Genomic DNA, 18,896 nt, shown 5'->3' on the forward strand with positions numbered 1-18,896 from the left:
ATGAAGATCGTCAACCCGGCGACCGAGGACGTCATCGCCGACGTCGAGCTCGCCGACGCGGCCGAGGTGGACCGGGCCGTGGAGCGTGCCAGGAAGGCGTACCCGGCCTGGCGGGCGGTGGCCCCGGGCGACCGGGCGCGGCTGCTGCGCCGCTTCGCCGACCTGGTGGGCGAGCACGCCGGGGAGCTGGCCCGGCTGGAGGTGGACAACGCCGGGCACACCGTCGGCAACGCCCGCTGGGAGGCCGGCGCGGTGCGCGACGTGCTGCACTTCTACGCCGCCGCCCCCGAGCGCAACCACGGCAAGCAGATCCCGGTGCCGGGCGGCGTGGACGTCACCTTCCAGGAGCCCCTGGGCGTGGTGGGCGTGATCGTGCCGTGGAACTTCCCCATGCTGATCATGTCGTGGGGCGTGGCCCCCGCGCTCGCGGCCGGCAACACGGTCGTCGTCAAACCGGCCGAATGGACCCCGCTGACCGCGCTGCGGCTGGCCGAGCTGGCCCTCGCGGCGGGCCTCCCCGAGGGGGTGCTCCAGGTCGTGCCTGGGGCAGGGGAGGTCGCCGGGGCCCGGCTGGTCGAGCACCCGCAGGTGGCCAAGATCGTCTTCACCGGCTCGACCGAGGTCGGCAAGGAGATCGCGGCCAAGGCGGCGGCCCAGGTCAAGCGGGTGACGCTGGAGCTGGGCGGCAAGTCGGCCAACATCGTCTTCGCCGACGCCGACCTGGAGAAGGCGGCCGCGGCGGCGCCGTACGCGGTCTTCGACAACGCCGGCCAGGACTGCTGCGCCCGCTCCCGCCTGCTGGTGCAGGCCGAGGTGTACGACGACTTCATGGCGCTGCTGGCCCCCGCCGTACGCGGCGTCAAGGTCGGCGACCCGCTCGACGAGGCCACCGAGATGGGCCCGCTGATCAGCGCCGAGCACCTGGAACGGGTCCGCGGGTTCGTCGCCGACCCCTGGCTGCAGGGCGAGTGCCCGGCCGGCAAGGGCTTCTGGTTCCCGGCCACCGTGCTGACCCCGGACGTCGCCGACCCGGCCTTCACCGAGGAGATCTTCGGGCCGGTGGTGTCCGTGGCGCGCTTCACCGACGAGGCCGACGCCGTGCGGATCGCCAACGACACCCCGTACGGGCTCAGCGGCTCCATCTGGACCCGCGACGTCGGCCGGGCGCTGCGCGTGGCGCGGGCGGTCGAGTCGGGCGCGCTGTCGGTCAACTCCAACTCGTCGGTCCGCTACTGGACCCCGTTCGGCGGCTTCAAGCAGTCCGGCCTCGGCCGGGAGCTGGGCCCGGACGCCCTGGCGGCGTTCACCGAGACCAAGAACGTCTTCATCTCCTGGGAGTGAGGAAGCAAGTGCAGCGGTTGCAGGATCGGGTGGCCGTCATCACCGGGGCGGGCAGCGGCATCGGGCTCGCCACGGCCCGCAGGTTCGCCGAGGAGGGCGCGCGGGTCGTCTGCGTGGACATCGACGAGGAGGCAGGCGCCAAGGCGGCCGGCGAGGTCGGCGGCCTGTTCGTCCGGGCGGACGTGACCAGCGAGGCCGACGTCGAGCGCATGTTCGCCACGGCGCACGACACCTACGGTAGCGTGGACATCGCCTTCAACAACGCGGGCATCTCGCCGCCCGACGACGACTCCATCCTGGAGACCGGCCTCGACGCCTGGCGCCGGGTCCAGGAGGTCAACCTGACCAGCGTCTACCTGTGCTGCAAGCACGCCATCCCGTACATGCGGCGGCAGGGCAAGGGCTCGATCATCAACACCGCGTCCTTCGTGGCCGTCATGGGGTCGGCGACCTCGCAGATCTCCTACACCGCCTCCAAGGGCGGGGTGCTGGCGATGTCGCGCGAGCTCGGCGTGCAGTTCGCCCGCGAGGGCGTCAGGGTCAACGCGCTGTGCCCGGGGCCGGTCAACACGCCGCTGCTGCGCGAGCTGTTCGCCAAGGACCCGGAGCGGGCGCAGCGGCGGCTGGTGCACGTGCCGCTCGGGCGCTTCGCCGAGGCGTCGGAGATCGCGGCGGCGGTGGCGTTCCTGGCCAGCGACGACGCCTCGTTCATCACCGCCAGCCAGTTCCTCGTGGACGGCGGCATCAGCGGCGCCTACGTGACGCCGCTCTAGAAGCTTCGAGGGGGAAGGTGCTCATGCGGCGTCCCGTCATCGGGATCACGTCCTACGTCGAGCCGGCCACGTTCACGGTGTGGGCGGACATGACGGTCGCGCTGCTGCCGTACATGTACGTCGAGCAGGTCGTGCGGGCCGGCGGGCAGCCCGTCGTGCTGCCGCCCGCCGGCGACCCCGCGCAGGCGCTGCGCGGCCTGGACGGGCTGGTCCTGGCCGGCGGCGGCGACATCGACCCGGCCAGGTACGGCGCCGACCCGCACGAGCGCACCGGCTACGTGCGCGGCTTCCGCGACGACGCCGAGTTCACGCTGCTGGCGCGGGCGCTGGAGGCCGGGCTGCCGTACCTGGGGGTGTGCCGGGGGCTGCAGGTGCTCAACGTCGCCCTCGGCGGCAGCCTCCACCAGCACCTCCCGGACGTGGTGGGCCACGCGGAGCACTCGCCGGAGCCCGGCGTGTTCGGCCACCTGCCGGTCACGCCCGTCCCCGGCAGCCGGCTGGCCAAGGCGGTCGGCGCGGACCCGGTGACCGTGCCGCACTACCACCACCAGGCCGTGGACCGGCTCGCGCCCGGCCTGAGCGTCACCGCGACGGCCGCGGACGGCACGGTCGAGGCGGTGGAGCTGGACGGGACGGCGTTCGCGATGGCCGTGCAGTGGCATCCGGAGGCGGCCGAGGACTGCGCGTTGTTCGAGGCGCTGATCGCGGCCTGCTGACCCGGTCCCCGCCCCGCACGCGACAACACCCCCGTCACGGCACTAGGCTGACGGACATCACCGTCGAAACCGTGCGGGAGAGCGTCCTGACAGCCGGTCAGGGCCCCTGAAGGAGCAAGCCCTCCCCGCGAACCTCTCAAGGCAAAGGACCGCACGGACGAGGTGCCTCTGGAAAGCAGGCCCGCGGGCCTCGCCGAAGGTGAAAGTCCGGCAAAACTCGGGCGAAGCTCTCAGGCATCGATGACAGAGGGGGAGGATGCTGGCATCCACTCCTGTCCTGAGGTGCGACAAATGTCCCGACCGACACCGCTACGCGACGTTCACGAGAGCCTCGGCGCCACCCTCACCGACTTCGCCGGCTGGCTCATGCCGCTCCGGTACGGCAGCGAGTCCGCCGAGCACAAGGCCGTGCGCGAGGCGGCCGGGCTGTTCGACCTCTCGCACATGGGCGAGATCTTCCTGACCGGCCCGCAGGCCGCGGAAGCCCTGGACCATGCCCTGGTCGGCCACCTGTCGGCGCTGGCCGTCGGCCGGGCCCGCTACACCATGATCGTCAACGAGCGGGGCGGGGTGCTCGACGACCTCATCGTCTACCGGCTCGGCGACGAGGAGTTCATGGTGGTCGCCAACGCCTCCAACTACGAGCTGGTCGCCCGCGAGCTGCAGGAGCGGGCCAAGGCGTACGACGCCGTGGTCGAGGACCGCTCCGACCGGTACGCGCTCATCGCCGTCCAGGGCCCGCGCGCCCAGGAGATCCTGGCCACGCTCACCGACGCCGACCTCGCCGGCCTGAAGTACTACGCCGGCCTGCCCGGCCTCGTGGACGGCCGCGAGGCGCTGATCGCCCGCACCGGCTACACCGGCGAGGACGGCTTCGAGCTCTTCGTCGCCGGCCAGGACGCCGTGCCGCTCTGGCACGCCCTGACCGCCGCCGGCGAGCCGCACGGCCTGCGCCCCGCGGGCCTGTCCGCCCGCGACACGCTCCGGCTGGAGGCGGGCATGCCGCTGTACGGCAACGAGCTGAGCGCCGAGCTGACCCCGTTCGACGCGGGCCTGGGCAGAGTGGTGAAATTCGACAAGCCCGGCGACTTCGTCGGCCGGTCGGCGCTGGAGGCGGTCAAGGACGACGCGCCCCGGCGGCGCCTGGTCGGCCTGGTCGCGCGGGGCCGCCGGGTGCCGCGGCACGGCTACCCGGTCACGCACGACGGCGCCGTCGTCGGCGAGGTCACCAGCGGTGCGCCCTCCCAGACCCTGGGCAGGCCCATCGCGATGGCCTACGTCGACACCGGAGCCGGTGAAGGCCTGGCTGTGGACATCCGGGGCAGCCAAGAACCTGTGGACCTGGTAGAGCTGCCCTTTTACAGGAGGAAGAAGTGAGCAACATCCCTGACGAGCTGAGCTACACCAAGGAACACGAGTGGGTGGCGGGGCTCGACGACGGTCTCACCGTGACCGTCGGCATCACCGAGTACGCCGCCGAGGCGCTCGGTGACGTGGTCTTCGTGCAGCTCCCCGAGGTCGGTTCGAACGTCGAGGCCGGCGACTCGGTCGGCGAGGTGGAGTCCACCAAGTCCGTGAGCGAGATCTACTCGCCGGTCGGCGGCGAGATCGTCGAGGTCAACCAGAACGTGGCCGACGACCCGTCCCTTGCGAACAGCGACCCCTACGGCGAGGGCTGGATGTTCCGGATCCGCATGGAGGGCGACCCGGAGGACCTGCTGTCGGCCGAGGAGTACAAGGCGCTCACCTCGGGCGAGTCCTGATCTTCCCCGCCGGGGCCCACGTCCGGGCCCCGGCCCCGTCACTCATGAAGGGCGCGCATCAATGGCGATCAGCGTCTTCGACCTTTTCAAGATCGGCATAGGCCCCTCCAGCTCGCACACCGGCGGCCCGATGGCGGCCGCGCACAAGTTCGCCCGGGGCCTGCACGAGGACGGCCTGCTGGAGCGCGTGGCCCGCGTCGAGGCGATCCTGTACGGCTCGCTCGGCCTGACCGGGAAGGGCCACGGCAGCGACAAGGCCGTCCTGCTGGGCCTGTCGGGCGAGAAGCCGGAGCTGGTGGACGTCGACACCGTCGACGAGCGCCTGGCCGCCATGCGCGAGGCGGGCGCCGTGCGCCTGTACGGCCGCCACGAGATCCCCTTCGTCGTGGGCCGCGACCTCGTCTTCGAACGCAAGATCACCCTCCCCGAGCACCCGAACGGCATGCGCTTCACCGCCTACGACGCCGACGGCGGCGAGCTGCGCCAGAAGGTCTACTTCTCGGTCGGCGGCGGCTTCGTGGTGGACGAGCAGGCCACCGGCGCCGGCCGCATCAAGCCCGACGACACCGTGCTCCCCTACCCGTTCACGACGGGCGAGGAGCTGCTGAAGCACTGTTCGAGCACCGGCCTGTCGATCTCGGCGCTGATGATGGAGAACGAGAAGGCGTTCGGCCGCACCGAGGAGGAGATCCGCGCGGGCGTGCTCAACCTGTGGCGGGTCATGCAGGAGTGCGTGCGCCGGGGCATCTCCCGCGAGGGCGTGCTGCCGGGCGGCCTCAAGGTCAAGCGCCGCGCGAACCAGCTCTACCGCCGTCTGCAGTCGGAGCCGGCCGAGAAGGACCCGCTGCAGGCGATGGACTGGGTGACGCTGTTCGCGCTGGCGGTCAACGAGGAGAACGCCGCCGGGGGCCGCATCGTCACCGCGCCCACCAACGGCGCGGCCGGCATCATCCCGGCCGTCCTGACCTACTACTCCCGCTTCGTCCCGCACGCCGACGACGAGGGCGTGATCCGTTTCCTGCTGACGGCCGCCGCGATCGGCGTGCTGTTCAAGGAGAACGCCTCCATCTCGGGGGCCGAGGTCGGCTGCCAGGGCGAGGTCGGCTCGGCCTGCTCCATGGCCTCCGCCGGCCTGACCGAGGTCATGGGCGGGACTCCGGAGCAGGTGGAGAACGCCGCCGAGATCGGCATCGAGCACAACCTGGGGCTGACCTGCGACCCGATCGGCGGCCTGGTGCAGATCCCGTGCATCGAGCGCAACGCGGTCGCCTCCAACAAGGCCATCACCGCGGCCAGGATCGCGCTGCGCGGCGACGGCCGCCACTACGTGGCCCTGGACAAGGCCATCAAGACGATGCGCGACACCGGCCGCGACATGCTCGACAAGTACAAGGAGACCTCCCGGGGCGGCCTCGCGGTGAACGTCATCGAGTGCTGACCACCCCGCTCCAGCTAACTCACTGTAACCGTAAAGTTACTTTGAGTAGTCAGTGGGCGGGCATGCATGAGGAGTCCCGACGACAAGAAAGGCGACTCCTCGAAATGCACACCTTCTCCCGTCCTCTGGCGCTCGTCGCGAGCGCAGTCCTCGCAGGTCTCACCCTCGCGGCGGCGGCCGCTCCCGCGCAGGCCACGGTGGTCTCGGCCGAGCAGTGCGTCAAGGGCGGCGGCACCGTCACCCCGATCGCCGGAGGCGTCAACCTCTGCAGGGGAGGCCAATACTCCGGCCAGTTCGTCGGACCCTTCTGACGGCGCGGCGGATGACCGAAGCCCCCAGGCCGGCCGTGCCTGGGGGCACGAATCTTCCGCTTCTCGCCTCCGCCGCGTGACGGCGCATCTACGATCGGTGACCAAGGGATGACAGGAGGCAGGCCGTGTTCCGCGAGCGCAAGCCGAGTGTCCAGTGGGTCCTTCCCGAGGGGCGGTACAACCCCGTCGTCGGGGACGGGGTGCGGTGGCTCGACTACGAGCGGGCCGCCGAGTTGGACGAGCGCGCACCGGTCCAGGAGGACGACACCACCGGGCCCGAGGCCGGGCCCGACGCCGGGCCCGCCGAGGAGAGGCCGCCGGCCGGCGGCGCGGACGACTGGTTCGACCGGCCGCACCGGCCGCCGCCGCTCACCGAGTGCCGCCCGTACGACGTGCCCGGCGGCCTGGCCCAGCCCGACCCGCGGGCGGAGCGCGACCTCATGGAGGCGCTGCCCCCGGGGGCGCGCTTCCCCGACCCGCGCGGCACCTGGATCAGGCTCATCAACGGCGGCGGCCCCGCCGACGACCCGTTCCGGTCCTCCAACGCGGCCGACTGCGCCCTCGCGGTGCTCTCCACCTGGCACGGCGAGCCGGCCACGGCCGCGCCCCGGCTGCCCGAGCACGACCGCATCGGCCGGCCGGTGCTCACCGGCGAGCGCGGCAGCACCGCCAGGATCGAGCGGTGGGTGGGGCAGCGGCTGGAGTACGCGGGGCAGGGGCGGCACGCGTACCCGATGATCGCGCGGCGGCTGCTGGAGGCCGGGCACGGCGCGAGCGCGGTGATCGTCGTGCGCTGGCCCGGGGGCGGCACCCACGCCTGGAACGCGGTCAACGCCGACGACGAGGTCATCTGGATCGACGCCCAGCGGGGGCACATGTCGGTGGAGCCGCCGTACCTGACGGTGACGGGGGTCTTCTGCGTGATCCTCGACCGGCAGGGGAGGCCGCGGTGAACCTGGAGCAGGCGCGGGCGCTGGCCGAGGAGTACTTCAACGGGGCCCGGCCGGCGGAGGAGGCCGTCCCGGTGGGCGTGTACGGGTTCCACGACGGATATGTCGCCTGGGTGCGGGAGCTCGATCCCGACGACCCCGCCCGGCTGCCGGAGACCATCGGGGGCGGGTGCGTCGTCATCGACGACAACACCGGCGAGGTGGTGGCCCGGCCGCTCCTCGACCCGGAGACGGTCGCCGAGCTCTGGCCCGGCCCCACCCCCCGCTGAACCCCGGGCGGGCGTTTTGCCGGGCCCCGGCCCGTCGTCCGCGGTCTGGGCCGGGCGGGCGTCCCGCTCCCGTCACCCGGCCGCGAGCGCCCCGGCGATCGAGGCCCGCGCCGCCCGCCGCGCCGGCACGATCGCGGCCACCACCCCCGCCACGCCCGACAGCACCACGAACAGCCCGATCTGCCCCACCGGCACCGACAGCACCGCCCCGTCCAGCATCGCCATCACCGCCGCCCAGCCGAACACCCCGCCGAGCACCACCCCGACCAGCGCCCCGATCAGCCCGAGCACCAGCGCCTCGACCGACAGCATGCGCCGCAGCTGCGGCCGGGTCAGCCCGAGCGCCCGCAGCAGCGCCGACTCCCGGGTGCGCTCGTGCACCGACAACGACAGCGTGTTCGCGATGCCCAGCAGCGAGATCAGGATCGCCAGCCCCAGCAGCCCGGTGACGATCATGAGGAGCATGTCCAGGGTCTCGGTGAACTCGGCGCGCACCTCGGTGGCGCTGGCGAACTGCACTGTCGGGTACGCGGCGACCGCCGCCCGCACCACGGCCCTCGCCCGGTCGGCGGAGACGCCGTCCCTGATGTTGATCATCACCCGCGAGTCGGGCAGCCGCGGGGCCCAGGCGTCGAACGCCCCCTCGGCCACGGTGAGCGCCGGCAGGGCCGAGTTGGCCCCGTCGAGTACGGCGGCCACCCGCAGCGGCACGGCGCTCCCGTCCCGCCCGATCCTGGCCCGCACGGTGTCGCCGACCTTGACGCCCAGCTCGGTGGCCACGTAGTCGAGCAGCGCCACCCGTCCCGACGCGGACAGCCCCGCCATCGAGCCGGACACGACCCCGGGGGTGACCGGCCCGCGATAGGTCCCGAGGTCGTACGAGCGCGTCCCCCCGGCCCGTCCGGTGACCTTGGCCGGCGTCTCGCGGATCTGGAGCACCGACGCCAGCTCCGGCGCCCGCCGCAGCTCCTCGGCGACCGAGCGGGGCACCCCGGCCTCGCCGCCCTGCGCGCTCAGCAGGTAGTCCACCGGGAACTGCTGGTCCAGCTTCGCCCACACGGTCACCCGCGTGGACGCGCTCAGCACCGAGATCAGCGTCATCAGCGTCACCCCGATGGTGAGCGCGACCGTCGTGGTCGCGGCCCGTCCCGGGTTGCGCGCCGCGTTGTCCAGCGCCAGCCGCCCCGGCACCCCGGCCAGCCGCCCCGGCAGCCAGCCCACCACCGCGCTCAGCGGCCGGACCAGCACCGGCCCGAGGATCAGCACGACCAGGAAGGTCAGCGCGCCGCCCGCCATGACCACGAGCAGCGTGGCCGGCTGCCCGGCCGGCATCCCCCACACCCCGAACGCGGTCGCCCCCGTCCCGGCCAGCAGGAACACCGCCGCGATCGCCCACCGCGCCGCGCCCGTGCGGAACGCCTGCTCCTCGGCCTGCGCGCGCAGCGCCGCGACCGGCGGCACCCGCGTGGCCGAGCGGGCGGGCAGCAGCGCCGCGGCGACGGTGACGACGACGCCCACGGCCAGCCCGGCGGCGACCGTGACCGGCGTGAGCGTGACCGCGGCGTCGGTCGGCAGCGGCGCGTCGAACGCGGCCAGCACGGCGAGCGCGAGCACCGCCAGCCCGTACCCGATCGCCAGGCCGAGCACGGAGGCGACCAGCCCGACCGCGGCCGACTCCAGCAGGATCGAGCCGAACACCTGCCCCCGCGTGGCGCCGATGCAGCGCAGCAGCGCCATCTCGCGGGTGCGCTGCGCGACCAGGATGCCGAAGGTGTTGTAGATGACCAGCGCGGCCACCATCATCGCGACGATCCCGAACAGCAGCAGCCCGACGGTCAGGGTCCGCAGCTCCAGCCCGGCCTCGCGGGCCAGGTCGCCGGCCAGCTCCTCGCCGCTCCGCACCACGGCCCCGGCTCCGGCGGCGGCGGCCACGGCCCGCTCCAGCCCGGGCGCGGCGCCCGCGACGTCGATCTCGTGGTAGCCCTTCGCGCCGGTCATCCGCAGCGCGGCGGCGGTGGTGAGGCCGACCGCGCCGGTGTAGGCGAGCTCCTGGTCCACGCCCGGGTCGAGCAGCCCGACCAGCTTGAAGGTGTGCCGGGCCTGGCGGGCGTCCAGCACGGTGATCTCGTCGCCGAGCGCGAAGCCGTTGACGCGGGCGGTGCTCTCGTCGAGGACGGCCGCCCGGTCGTCGGTGCCGGGGCCGGTGCCGGCGACGATGGCGGTGCGGTCGAGCGGGCCCCGGACGACGGAGACCGCCGTGGTCGGGGTGCCGCCGACGGCCTTGCCGTCCTTGCCGAGCAGCGGCGCGGGCCCGCGGACCAGGCCCTGGGCGTCGGTGACGCCGGGGACCGCCCGCACCCGCGCCAGGACCTCCTCCGGCAGCACGCCGCCGCCGCGGTCCTCGGGCAGCACGGCGACGTCCACCTTGCCGGCGTCGGCGGTGACGCGCTGGGCGAAGCCGGCCTCGATGGTGTCGTTCAGCACGAACGTGCCCGCGATGAACCCCACCCCGAGCACGATCGCCACGGACGTGAGCAGCAGCCGCAGCCGGTGCGCGCGCAGCCCGGCCAGTGCCGTTCTCAGCACCTCACGCCTCCAGCTTCACGAGCGTGTCCAGCACGGACTGCGGCGTCGGCGCGGCGACCTCGGTGACCAGCTCGCCGTCGCGCAGGAACACCACGCGGTCGGCGTAGGAGGCGGCGACCGGGTCGTGCGTCACCATGACGATCGTCTGGTGCAGCTCGCGCACCGACGTGCGGAGGAACGACAGCACCTCGGCGCCGCTGCGCGAGTCCAGGTTGCCGGTCGGCTCGTCGGCGAAGATGACCTGCGGCTTGCTGATCAGCGCCCGGGCGACGGCCACCCGCTGCTGCTGGCCGCCGGACAGCTCGCCCGGCCGGTGCCCCAGCCGCTCCCGCAGCCCCACGGTGTCGATCACCCGGTCGAACAGCGCCTGGTCGGCCTGGCGGGCGGAGATGTCGAGCGGCAGCCGGATGTTCTGCTCGGCGGTGAGCGTGGGCAGCAGGTTGAACGCCTGGAAGACGAAGCCGATCCGGTCCCGGCGGAGCTGCGTGAGCTGCCGGTCGCTCAGCCCGGTCAGCTCGGTGTCGCCGACCCGGACCGTGCCGGAGGTGGCGGCGTCGAGCCCGGCCAGGCAGTGCATCAACGTGGACTTGCCGGACCCGGACGGCCCCATGATCGCGGTGAAGGCCCCGGTGTGGAAGGCCACGGTGACGCCGCGGAGGGCGTGCACGGCGGCGTCGCCCCGGCCGTAGACCTTGGTCAAGTTCGTGGCCACCACGGCGGGCGGGGCCTGGGTGAGGGTCACTCGTCGCTCCTTGTCGCGTTTTTCGGACGCGACTCACGCTAGGAGCGGAAACGTCCCGTTCCCTGGGCCTCAAGGAGGGACTTCGGGTCACACCCCAGACGACCCCGGTCAGACTTTCGGCCGAGGGGCGGGCACGATCAGCCCGGCCTCGTACGCGTACACCACCACCTGCGCCCGGTCCCGCAGCCCGAGCTTGGCCAGCACCCGCCCGAGGTGCGTCTTCACCGTCGCCTCGGCGACCTCCAGCCGGGCCGCGATCTCGGCGTTCGACAGGCCGCGCGCCACCGACAGCAGCACCTCGCGCTCGCGCGGCGTCAGCTCGGCCGCCGCGACCGGCTCCGGCGACGGGAGCTGGGCGGCGAAGCGGTCCAGCATCCGCCGCAGCGTGGTGGGCGCCACCACGGCGTCGCCGGCGTGCACGTGCCGGATGGCGCTGAGCAGGTCGTCCGGCGGCACGTCCTTCAGCAGGAACCCGGCCGCGCCCGCCTTGACCGCGGCGAAGGCGTACTCGTCGAGGTCGAACGTGGTCAGGATGAGCACCTTCGGCCCGTCGATGCGGCGGGTGGCCTCGACGCCGTCCATGCCGGGCATGCGCACGTCCATGAGGACGACGTCCACCTCGGTCGTGGCCAGCAGCTCCAGGGCGGCCGCGCCGTCGCCGGCCTCCGCCACCACCTCGATGTCCGGCTGCGCGCCCAGCACCATGCGGAAGCCCGCCCGCAGCAGCTCCTGGTCGTCGACCAGCATCACCCGAATCACGGCCCCGCCTCCCTACGCCGCCCTGGCCGTCGGCAGCCGGGCCAGCACCTCGAAGCCGCCGCCGGGGCGCGGCCCGGCCGAGACGGCGCCGCCGTACATGCCGACGCGCTCGCGCATGCCGATGAGCCCGTGCCCGCCCTGCGCGTGCGGCGCCGTCGCGCCCCTGCCGTCGTCGGTGACCCGCACCACCAGCTCGGGGCCGTCGTACCGGATCTCGACCAGCGCCCGGACGTCCGGGCCGCCGTGCTTGAGCGCGTTCGTCAGCGCCTCCTGGACGATGCGGTAGACGGCGAGCTGCTGGCCCTCGGGCAGCTCGCCGGGCGCGCCCGCCACCACCAGCCGGGCCGGCACGCCCGCGCCCCGCACCAGCTCGTCGAGCTGGTCCAGACCGGGCTGCGGGGTGTAGTCGGTGTCGGCGGGGCCGCCGTCGCGGAGCACGCCGAGCAGGCGGCGCATCTCGGCCAGCGCGGCCCGGCCGGTCTTCGAGATCGCCCGGACCGCCTGGCGGGCCTGCTCGGGGTCGCTGTCGAGGGCGTAGCCCGCGCCGTCGGCCTGGACCACCATGACGCTCACGTTGTGGGCCACGACGTCGTGCAGCTCGCGGGCGATGCGGGCGCGCTCGGCCGCCGCCGCCATCCTGGCCTGCTGGTCGCGCTCGCGCTCGGCCCGCTCGGCGCGTTCCTCCAGGCCCTCCAGGTAGCGGCGGCGGGTGCCGGCGTACAGGCCGAACAGCCAGATCGTGACCACGAAGATCGAGCCGCTGAAGAACGTGCCGAACGACGGGCTCTCCCAGTTGACCAGCGCCATCCACATGCCCAGCTCGGCCACCAGCCCGGCGGCCAGCGCCCAGCGGAAGGCGCACCGGTAGGCCACCGCCCACAGCGCCACCAGCACCGCGAGGTTGGCCGGCAGCGGGTCCACGCCCGCCAGCCACTGCCCGAAGCTGATCAGCGCGATCACCGCGAACGACGGGACCGGCCTGGCCAGCCGCAGCAGCGGGGCCAGCAGCGCCGCCGACAGCGCGAGGTAGCCGCCCAGGTCGAGGTAGGTGCCGCCGATGGGCACGGCCGAGGTCGCGTACGGCACGGCCAGCAGGCCGCACAACGCCGCCAGAGGAGCGACCCGCAGGGCGCTCGCGAGCTTCTCGTGGCTACGTGACCACGTCCGTACCCTGCCGAACACATCATCACGATATGTAGGCGGGGAACAGCATTGGTCCACCTGGAGGGGGAAGTGCGCCTACGACCCAGGTCGCACATGGCGAGGGTCTTACGCCGGTCTTACGCCCGTTCCGGCACTCTTGTACCTGGGAGCGCCCCTTCAGCGGGCGAGTAAAGGGAGATCGTGATGGCGGATCATGATCGCGACGCCGGGTCGCGCGGTGAAGAGGAAGCACCGCGCGACCCGACCCCCGGAGGCCCTCAGGGCGCCGCGAAAGCCGATTCGGCCCCTACCGACGCCTACGGCGCGCCCCGCCTGAGGTACGGCCAGATCCCGCCGGGCCCCCGCGACTACCCCACGGCTGGGTACCCGTCGCCGAACTGGGACTCTCCCGGCGAACCGCCCCGCCCCGCGTCTTTCCGTGACCGGCTGCGCGGCAGGCGCGCGCAGCTCGCCGGAGCCGGCCTGGCCGGCGTCGTCCTCGGCACGCTGCTCGGCGGCACGGCGGTGGCGATGCTCAACGACGGCCACGACCGCGTCGACCACGGCTCGGTGTACTGGGAGCGGCGCGGCCCGCAACGCCTGCCCGGTTTCTGCCGCCCCGACGATGACGGCGGCCGGCTCTGCGTCGTGCCGATGCCGCCCCGCATGGAGCAGCCCCGCATGGAGCCGCTGCCGGACACCGGCCCGACCAGCACCGGCTGATCCGGTTCGTGCGTGGAGCCGGTGGTGCGTAGGGCCGGTGGGATTCGAACCCACACTGACAGCCACCTAAAGACTGCGCCTCTGCCATTGGGCTACGACCCCTTTGATCGCCCGCCCGCGCCTGCGGCCTCGCGGCGGGAACGGCGATCGGGCAGAGGACGCGGAAAGCTCGACGACCTCCCCTGCCACGTGCCGCCAATCTTACACGCAGGCCCGCCGGGGAAAGCGTTTCACGCCAGGCCCAGCTTCTTCTTCAGCGACGCCACGTGCCCGGTGGCCTTCACGTTGTAGAGGGCCTGCTCCACCTTGCCGTCGCCGTCGATGACGAACGTCGAGCGGATGACGCCCTCCACCTCCTTGCCGTACAGCTTCTTCAGCCCGTACACCGCGTACGCCTTGTGCACGGCCAGCTCCGGGTCCGACAGCAGCGGGAAGGTCAGCCCGTCGCGCTCGGCGAACTTGGCCAGCTTCTCCGGCTTGTCCTTCGACACCCCGAGCACGACGAAACCCTCGGCGGTGAGCTGCCCGAGACTGTCGCGGAAATCACAGGCCTGCTTGGTGCAGCCGGGGGTCATCGCGGCAGGGTAGAAATAGAGGATCACCCGCTTGCCGCGGTAGTCCTCCAGCGAGACGGTGCCGCCGGCGGCGGTGGGTAGCGTGAACTCGGGCGCGGCGTCGCCGGGCGCGAGCTTGGTTTCGGTCATGGGGGCCCTCCTCGAGTTCTCTTCGCCAACCTACCGCCCGGCCGGCGTGCCGTACCGCACGCGGACCTGACAGACTGATCACGACCGGGCGCACACGGTCGAGAGGAGAGCCATGGCTGACACCGATCCCGACGAGCTGGAGCGGCGGATCGCGCGCACGCGCGCGGAGTTGGCGCAGACGGTCGACGCCATCGCCGACCGGATGAGCCCCAAGCGGGTCGCCGAGCGCACGGTGGCCGACGTCAAGACCAGGGCCGGGCAGTTCGTGACGTCCGTGGGCGACGCGCTCGGGGTCACGCCGCGGCCGGTCGCCTACACCGACGACCCCGACCAGGTGTGGCAGGAGGAGCAGCCCAACGTCGCTCCGGTGCTCATCGCGGTGGGCGCGGTGCTGGTGGTGGGCGCGGCCGTCATGTTGTGGCGCAGGCGCCGCCGCCGCTGATCCCGGGCAGGCTCACAGGAAGGTGCGGCCCTCACCACGGTACGTCGGCACCGACTCCACGAGCCTGTCCCCCTCGACCAGATGCAGGACGTCGAACCGTTCGCACAGCTCACCCGCCTTGGCGTGCCGGAAGTACACCCGGTCCCCGATCCGCAGGTCCTGCGCCGCCTGCCCGAGCAACGGCGTCTGCACCTCGCCCGCGCCCTCGTCGGGCGCGAACCGCAGGCCCGCGGGCAGGTACGGCTGCGGCAGGCGGCTCACCCCGGCGGCCCCGGAGGCCGGGTAGCCGCCGCCGAGCACCGTCACCGTGTCCGGCCCCGGCCGCCGCACCACCGGCAGCGCGAACAACGCGGCCGGATGCCCGGTGAAGCGCCGGTAGAAGTCGAACAGCCGGGGGTGGAACAGCCCTGACCCGGCGCCCACCTCCGTGACGGCCTTCTCCCGCACGGTCAGCTCGACGCTGCCGGTGCCGCCGCCGTTGACGAACTCCAGGTCGGCGTACTGGCGTACCGCGTTCACGATGCGGCCGCGCCGCACGATCAGCTCCCGCGCCGACCTGGCCTGCATGAACCGCACCGCGCGGGCGTAGCCGCCGCTCCCCGGCGGCGCGTCGCCCACCCCCGCGATCTGCGCCTCGTAGGCCAGCAGCCCCACCAGCCGCAGCCCCGGCCGTTTGGCGATCTCGGCGGCCAGGTCGGCGGCGTCCCCCGGCTCCCGCACCGGCGAGCGCAGCGCCCCCGCCCGGAACCGCCCGCCGAGGGCGACGAACCCGGCGTCGACGTCCAGGCAGATCCGGATCTCCGCCCGCGAGCGCACTCCGGACACCGCCGCCTCGATGAAGTCCAGGTGCGCGACCGAGTCGACGGTCACCGCGATCGCCCGCGCCGCCTCCGCGTCGCCCGCCAGCGCCGCGAGCGCGTGCCGGTCGGCCGTCGGATAGGCGACCAGGAGGTCGCCGAACCCGTGCCCGGCCAGCCACAGCGCCTCCGGCAGGGTGAACGCCATGACGCCGCGGAAGCCGTCCATGGCCAGCACCCGCTCCAGCACCGCCCGGCTGCGCACCGACTTGCTGGCCACCCGGATCGGCTTGCCCCCGGCCCGCCGCACCAGGTCGGCCGCGTTCGCCCGCAGCGCCGCCAGGTCGAGCATCGCGAACGGGGCTTCCAGCTCCGCGGTGGCACGGTCGTAACGCCGGCGGTCGTCCATGCCAGCAGCCTAAGCCAGTTCATAACGGAAGTTCAGCGCAGAACCGCCTCAAAACTTGCGTCGCCGGCGGCGGTGGGAACAGGAAGGCCGGGTAAGGATCGGGCAAAGCGGCGGCGAGGGCAGCGCGGCGGCCACACGGGTCCCGTGTACGTCTGTGCATGTGATGACCACGCTCCAGCGGCAACGTCCCAGCGCGCCCGCCGTCCCGCAGCAGAGCGCGCTGCGCAGGGCGAGGCGGGTGCTCAGGCCGGCGCGCGCCCTGCCCGGGGCGGTCGTGTCGCTCGTGCTGGCCGGCGGGCTCGGGGCGAGCGCGGCCGAGGTGGTGGCGGGGCTGCTCGGGCACCCCCTCGGGTGGGTGCCCGTCGACGAGCTGGCCGAGCTGGCGGGCAGGACCACGTGGCAGGAGGCGTCCCAGGCGGCTGTGGTGACCGCCGCGGCGGGGGCGGCCATGGTGCTGCTGGCCGTCGTGCCCGGGCGGTGCCGGCTGGTGCCGGTGCAGACCGCCGACCAGCTCATCGTCATCGGCATCACCCGGTCGGGGCTGCGGCGCACGCTGCGGGCCGCCGCGCAGCAGGTGGCCGGCGTGGACAAGGCCCGGGTGCGGCTGCGGCCGCGCACGATCGAGGTCACGGTGGTGACGGCGGCCGAGAGCTCCGGCGCGATGCTGCGGCAGGTCGGCACGGCCGTCGGGGACCGGCTGGCCGGGGTGGGGACGCTCGGCACCGGCGAGGTCGTCGTGCGGCTGCGCAGGAAAGGCGGCTGAAGCCCCTGTTCCGCCGTGAGGAGTCCCCGTTTCCCCTGAGGAGGACGTGAATGCGTCAGTACAGCGGCAACCGCGTCGGGCTGGCCGTCGTGGGCGGCACGCTGACCGCGCTCGGCGGGTACGCCTGGCTGCGCGGCCAGGACCGCTTCCTCGGCCTGCCGCCGGACGCCAGGATCCTGCCGGCGCACGCCTACCGCGCCCTGACGGACGCGGCCTGGCCCCTGTGGGCCCTTGCGCTGGGGCTGCTCCTGCTGGCTCTCGTCGCGCTCCGCTGGCTGCTGCTCTGCCTGGGGTGGGGGCGGCGCGGCGTCCGCAACGGGACCGGCACCGCCATGTTGTACGTCGGGCTCAAGGGCGTGGACGGGCTCGGCCGCGCCACCGTCAAGCTGGGCTCCGACGGGCTGCGGATCGGCGTGACCTGCCCGAGCGCGGCCGATGTGGGGTCCGTGGTGAGCAAGCTGGACCAGGACGTGATCGGAAAGATCCGCCGGGAGCTGCGCGACGACGAGACCCCGGCGGTGGCCCGCCTCCACGTCCGCCGGTGACCGCTCAGGACACCTCGACGGTGATGGCGTGCCAGCCCGTCGCGCCGTCCGGGGCGGGCGGGGCCTTCCGGTCGGTCTGCGTGTAGCCGGTGGTGTCCGTGGCCCGGACCTCCAACGTGTGGGAGCCGGGCGTCGCGTCCCAGTCCAGGGACCACTGACGCCAGGTGTCCGGGCTCGGCACGTCGGCCAGCCGGGCCTGCCGCCAGGCGCCGCCGTCCACCCGGACCTCCACCGCGTCCACGCCCTTGTGCTGCGCCCACGCCACCCCGGCGATCGTCACGCGGCCGGCCTTCAGCGAGGCGCCCGCCTTCGGGACGTCGATGCGCGACTGGGTCTTGATCGGGCCCCTGGCCGACCAGCCGCGCGGCGTCCAGTACGCCTCGTCCTGGTCGAACCGCGTCACCTTGACGTCCACCACCCACTTCGTCGCGGACACGTAGCCGTACAGGCCCGGCACCACCTGGCGCACCGGGAAACCGTGCTCGACGGGCAGGGGCTCGCCGTTCATGGCGATCGCGAAGAGCGCGTCGCGGCCGTCCATGACCACGTCCACCGGGGTGCCGCAGGTGAAGCCGTCGGCGGAGGTGGACAGGAGCATGTCGGCGCCGGAGCGGACGCCGGCGCGGCGCAGGAGGTCCGGCATGCGGACGCCGAGCCAGCGGGCGTTGCCCGCGTACTCGCCGCCGACCTCGTTGGAGACGCAGGTGAGCGTGACGTCGGCCTCGGTGAGGGGCAGCTTGAGCAGGTCGGCGTAGGTGAGCTCGACGGGGCGGTCCACCAGGCCGTGGATGCGCAGCCTCCAGTCGGCAGGGCTCACCTGGGGGACGACGAGGGCGGTGTCGACCCGGTAGAAGTCCTGGTTCCTGGTGATGAAGGAGGACAGGCCGTTGATGCGCAGGTCGGCGCCGGCGGGGACGGGTTTGGCGGGGGTGGCGGGCCTGGGCAGCGCCACGCCGACGCGGGCGGTGTCCACCGCCTGCCGGCCGCCGAGCTCGCGCCCGAGCGCCGCCGCCGCGCCGGCCACGACGACGCCGCCGGCGACCCCGGTCAGCAGCCTGCGCCGGTCGAAGCCGGTCGCCTGCTCGCCGCCCGCACGCATCACCGCGGGCCGCTCCACGCCCTCGCCCTGCGGCGAAGCCCCAGCGGCGGCCCCGGAAGAGGAAGCCGCAGAGGAAGCCGCAGAGGAAGCCGCAGAGGAAGCGCCCGCGGGTGCGGCGCCGGGCGAGGGCGCGTCAGCCGGAGCGGGCTGCGGGCGGGTGGTGGCGCGGCGGAGGAGCCAGGTGAGCGTCCAGACGCCGGCCAGCGCTCCCAGCACCGTCGGCAACGCGTCCACGGCCGACGCCGACGGCCGGGTGACGACCGCGGCCACCCCGACCGCCGCGAACACCGCCAGCCCCGCCACCCCGTACGCGACCCGCCGCCGCGCGAGGACCCCGATGAGGGCCGCCACGAGCGCGAGCACCACGAGCACGCCGCCGACCAGCACCGTCTTGTCGTTCTCGCCGAACGTCCTGATCGCGAAGTCCTTGACCGGCGCGGGCGTCAGGTCGACCGCCCCGTCGCCCACGGCGACCACCGGCGACGTCTCGGGCCCGGCGAGGCCCGCCACGAGCTGCGCGAGCCCGAGGGCCACCGCCCCGGCCGCGAGCCCCGCGAGCGCGCCCGCCCAGGCGGGCACCGCGAACTCCCGCCGCGCCTTGCCGTCCGCCTGCGCCGTCACGT

General features: G+C 73.8%; 20 protein-coding genes, 1 tRNA gene and 1 riboswitch. Of the genes, 13 read left to right on the forward strand and 8 right to left on the reverse strand.

Annotated features, from left to right (window positions below; translation table 11 throughout):
- The 9 genes from MF672_RS48605 to MF672_RS48645 all read left to right on the forward strand — a co-directional run bounded on the left by MF672_RS48605 (position 1) and on the right by MF672_RS48645 (position 7,561).
- On the forward strand, positions 1-1,341 hold the full coding sequence (locus MF672_RS48605; RefSeq protein ID WP_242373233.1) for an aldehyde dehydrogenase family protein: 1,341 nt from the start codon (positions 1-3) through the stop codon (positions 1,339-1,341).
- A gap of 8 nt (positions 1,342-1,349) precedes the next feature.
- Positions 1,350-2,114 (forward strand): 3-oxoacyl-ACP reductase, encoded by a 765-nt coding sequence (locus MF672_RS48610; RefSeq protein WP_242373311.1) that lies wholly within the window; start codon positions 1,350-1,352, stop codon positions 2,112-2,114.
- Positions 2,115-2,137: 23 nt separating this feature from the next.
- Positions 2,138-2,830: a gamma-glutamyl-gamma-aminobutyrate hydrolase family protein gene (locus tag MF672_RS48615; RefSeq protein WP_242373232.1), complete on the forward strand. Its 693-nt coding sequence runs from the start codon at positions 2,138-2,140 to the stop codon at positions 2,828-2,830.
- Positions 2,831-2,894: 64 nt separating this feature from the next.
- Positions 2,895-2,992, forward strand: a riboswitch (glycine riboswitch).
- Between the two features lie 129 nt (positions 2,993-3,121).
- Positions 3,122-4,207 (forward strand): glycine cleavage system aminomethyltransferase GcvT, encoded by a 1,086-nt coding sequence (gcvT, locus tag MF672_RS48620; RefSeq protein WP_242373231.1) that lies wholly within the window; start codon positions 3,122-3,124, stop codon positions 4,205-4,207.
- A complete protein-coding gene (gcvH, locus tag MF672_RS48625; RefSeq protein ID WP_242373229.1) occupies positions 4,204-4,593 on the forward strand; it encodes a glycine cleavage system protein GcvH in 390 nt (129 codons plus the stop codon). Before gcvT ends, gcvH begins: the two co-directional genes overlap by 4 nt.
- Positions 4,594-4,654: 61 nt before the next feature.
- Positions 4,655-6,031 carry an L-serine ammonia-lyase gene (locus tag MF672_RS48630; protein ID WP_242373227.1) on the forward strand — a complete coding sequence of 459 codons (1,377 nt, stop codon included), beginning with the start codon at positions 4,655-4,657 and terminating at the stop codon, positions 6,029-6,031.
- 104 nt (positions 6,032-6,135) lie between these two features.
- On the forward strand, positions 6,136-6,342 hold the full coding sequence (locus MF672_RS48635) for a hypothetical protein (protein WP_242373225.1): 207 nt from the start codon (positions 6,136-6,138) through the stop codon (positions 6,340-6,342).
- Between the two features lie 125 nt (positions 6,343-6,467).
- Positions 6,468-7,295, forward strand: coding sequence for a toxin glutamine deamidase domain-containing protein (locus tag MF672_RS48640; protein ID WP_242373223.1), 828 nt, complete (start codon positions 6,468-6,470; stop codon positions 7,293-7,295).
- Complete coding sequence (locus MF672_RS48645) at positions 7,292-7,561, forward strand: SUKH-4 family immunity protein (protein WP_242373222.1); 270 nt, start codon at positions 7,292-7,294, stop codon at positions 7,559-7,561. Before MF672_RS48640 ends, MF672_RS48645 begins: the two co-directional genes overlap by 4 nt.
- A gap of 72 nt (positions 7,562-7,633) precedes the next feature.
- On the opposite strand, the gene MF672_RS48650 is transcribed toward MF672_RS48645, so the two are convergent.
- From MF672_RS48650 to MF672_RS48665, 4 genes are all read right to left on the reverse strand, one after another.
- On the reverse strand, positions 7,634-10,147 hold the full coding sequence (locus MF672_RS48650; protein ID WP_242373220.1) for an ABC transporter permease: 2,514 nt from the start codon (positions 10,145-10,147) through the stop codon (positions 7,634-7,636).
- 1 nt (position 10,148) lies between these two features.
- Positions 10,149-10,889, reverse strand: a complete 741-nt coding sequence (locus MF672_RS48655; RefSeq protein ID WP_242373218.1) for an ABC transporter ATP-binding protein — start codon at positions 10,887-10,889, stop codon at positions 10,149-10,151.
- 108 nt (positions 10,890-10,997) lie between these two features.
- The gene (locus MF672_RS48660; RefSeq protein ID WP_242373216.1) at positions 10,998-11,648 is read right to left on the reverse strand and encodes a response regulator transcription factor; all 651 of its coding nucleotides are present in this window, start codon (positions 11,646-11,648) and stop codon (positions 10,998-11,000) included.
- 12 nt (positions 11,649-11,660) lie between these two features.
- A complete protein-coding gene (locus MF672_RS48665; RefSeq protein ID WP_242373214.1) occupies positions 11,661-12,830 on the reverse strand; it encodes a sensor histidine kinase in 1,170 nt (389 codons plus the stop codon).
- A gap of 165 nt (positions 12,831-12,995) precedes the next feature.
- Between MF672_RS48665 and MF672_RS48670 the strand changes: the two genes are divergently transcribed.
- Complete coding sequence (locus MF672_RS48670; RefSeq protein ID WP_242373213.1) at positions 12,996-13,514, forward strand: hypothetical protein; 519 nt, start codon at positions 12,996-12,998, stop codon at positions 13,512-13,514.
- Positions 13,515-13,543: 29 nt separating this feature from the next.
- Here MF672_RS48670 and MF672_RS48675 read toward each other — a convergent pair.
- Both MF672_RS48675 and bcp read right to left on the reverse strand, forming a co-directional pair.
- Positions 13,544-13,616: transfer RNA gene (locus tag MF672_RS48675), tRNA-Leu, on the reverse strand.
- A 128-nt stretch (positions 13,617-13,744) separates the two neighbouring features.
- A complete protein-coding gene (gene bcp / locus MF672_RS48680) occupies positions 13,745-14,218 on the reverse strand; it encodes a thioredoxin-dependent thiol peroxidase (protein WP_242373212.1) in 474 nt (157 codons plus the stop codon).
- A 112-nt stretch (positions 14,219-14,330) separates the two neighbouring features.
- Between bcp and MF672_RS48685 the strand changes: the two genes are divergently transcribed.
- Complete coding sequence (locus MF672_RS48685; protein ID WP_242373211.1) at positions 14,331-14,660, forward strand: DUF3618 domain-containing protein; 330 nt, start codon at positions 14,331-14,333, stop codon at positions 14,658-14,660.
- 12 nt (positions 14,661-14,672) lie between these two features.
- On the opposite strand, the gene MF672_RS48690 is transcribed toward MF672_RS48685, so the two are convergent.
- Positions 14,673-15,866 carry an amino acid deaminase/aldolase gene (locus tag MF672_RS48690; RefSeq protein WP_242373210.1) on the reverse strand — a complete coding sequence of 398 codons (1,194 nt, stop codon included), beginning with the start codon at positions 15,864-15,866 and terminating at the stop codon, positions 14,673-14,675.
- A 163-nt stretch (positions 15,867-16,029) separates the two neighbouring features.
- Here MF672_RS48690 and MF672_RS48695 point away from each other — a divergent pair, with 163 nt between their 5' ends.
- Together MF672_RS48695 and MF672_RS48700 are read left to right on the forward strand one after the other, a co-directional pair.
- Entirely contained in the window at positions 16,030-16,629 is a 600-nt protein-coding gene (locus tag MF672_RS48695) for a DUF6286 domain-containing protein (RefSeq protein ID WP_242373209.1), read from the forward strand.
- Between the two features lie 50 nt (positions 16,630-16,679).
- Positions 16,680-17,174: a hypothetical protein gene (locus MF672_RS48700; RefSeq protein WP_242373208.1), complete on the forward strand. Its 495-nt coding sequence runs from the start codon at positions 16,680-16,682 to the stop codon at positions 17,172-17,174.
- Positions 17,175-17,178: 4 nt separating this feature from the next.
- Here the strand turns inward: MF672_RS48700 and MF672_RS48705 are convergent, their stop codons facing one another.
- On the reverse strand, positions 17,179-18,852 hold the full coding sequence (locus MF672_RS48705) for a molybdopterin-dependent oxidoreductase (protein WP_242373310.1): 1,674 nt from the start codon (positions 18,850-18,852) through the stop codon (positions 17,179-17,181).
- Positions 18,853-18,896 lie beyond the last annotated feature (44 nt).

The organism is Actinomadura luzonensis (genome assembly GCF_022664455.2).
Taxonomy (GTDB): Bacteria; Actinomycetota; Actinomycetes; order Streptosporangiales; family Streptosporangiaceae; genus Nonomuraea; species Nonomuraea luzonensis.

Excerpts from the sequence above, each read along its gene's own strand:
- MF672_RS48630 (WP_242373227.1), top strand. The coding sequence starts at position 4,655 with ATGGCGATCAGCGTCTTCGACCTTTTCAAGATCGGCATAGGCCCCTCC.
- gcvT (WP_242373231.1), top strand. The coding sequence starts at position 3,122 with ATGTCCCGACCGACACCGCTACGCGACGTTCACGAGAGCCTCGGCGCC.
- MF672_RS48670 (WP_242373213.1), top strand. The coding sequence starts at position 12,996 with ATGGCGGATCATGATCGCGACGCCGGGTCGCGCGGTGAAGAGGAAGCA.
- MF672_RS48685 (WP_242373211.1), top strand. The coding sequence starts at position 14,331 with ATGGCTGACACCGATCCCGACGAGCTGGAGCGGCGGATCGCGCGCACG.
- MF672_RS48690 (WP_242373210.1), bottom strand. The coding sequence starts at position 15,866 with ATGGACGACCGCCGGCGTTACGACCGTGCCACCGCGGAGCTGGAAGCC.
- MF672_RS48700 (WP_242373208.1), top strand. The coding sequence starts at position 16,680 with ATGCGTCAGTACAGCGGCAACCGCGTCGGGCTGGCCGTCGTGGGCGGC.
- MF672_RS48605 (WP_242373233.1), top strand. The coding sequence starts at position 1 with ATGAAGATCGTCAACCCGGCGACCGAGGACGTCATCGCCGACGTCGAG.
- MF672_RS48635 (WP_242373225.1), top strand. The coding sequence starts at position 6,136 with ATGCACACCTTCTCCCGTCCTCTGGCGCTCGTCGCGAGCGCAGTCCTC.
- MF672_RS48615 (WP_242373232.1), top strand. The coding sequence starts at position 2,138 with ATGCGGCGTCCCGTCATCGGGATCACGTCCTACGTCGAGCCGGCCACG.
- bcp (WP_242373212.1), bottom strand. The coding sequence starts at position 14,218 with ATGACCGAAACCAAGCTCGCGCCCGGCGACGCCGCGCCCGAGTTCACG.
- MF672_RS48695 (WP_242373209.1), top strand. The coding sequence starts at position 16,030 with ATGACCACGCTCCAGCGGCAACGTCCCAGCGCGCCCGCCGTCCCGCAG.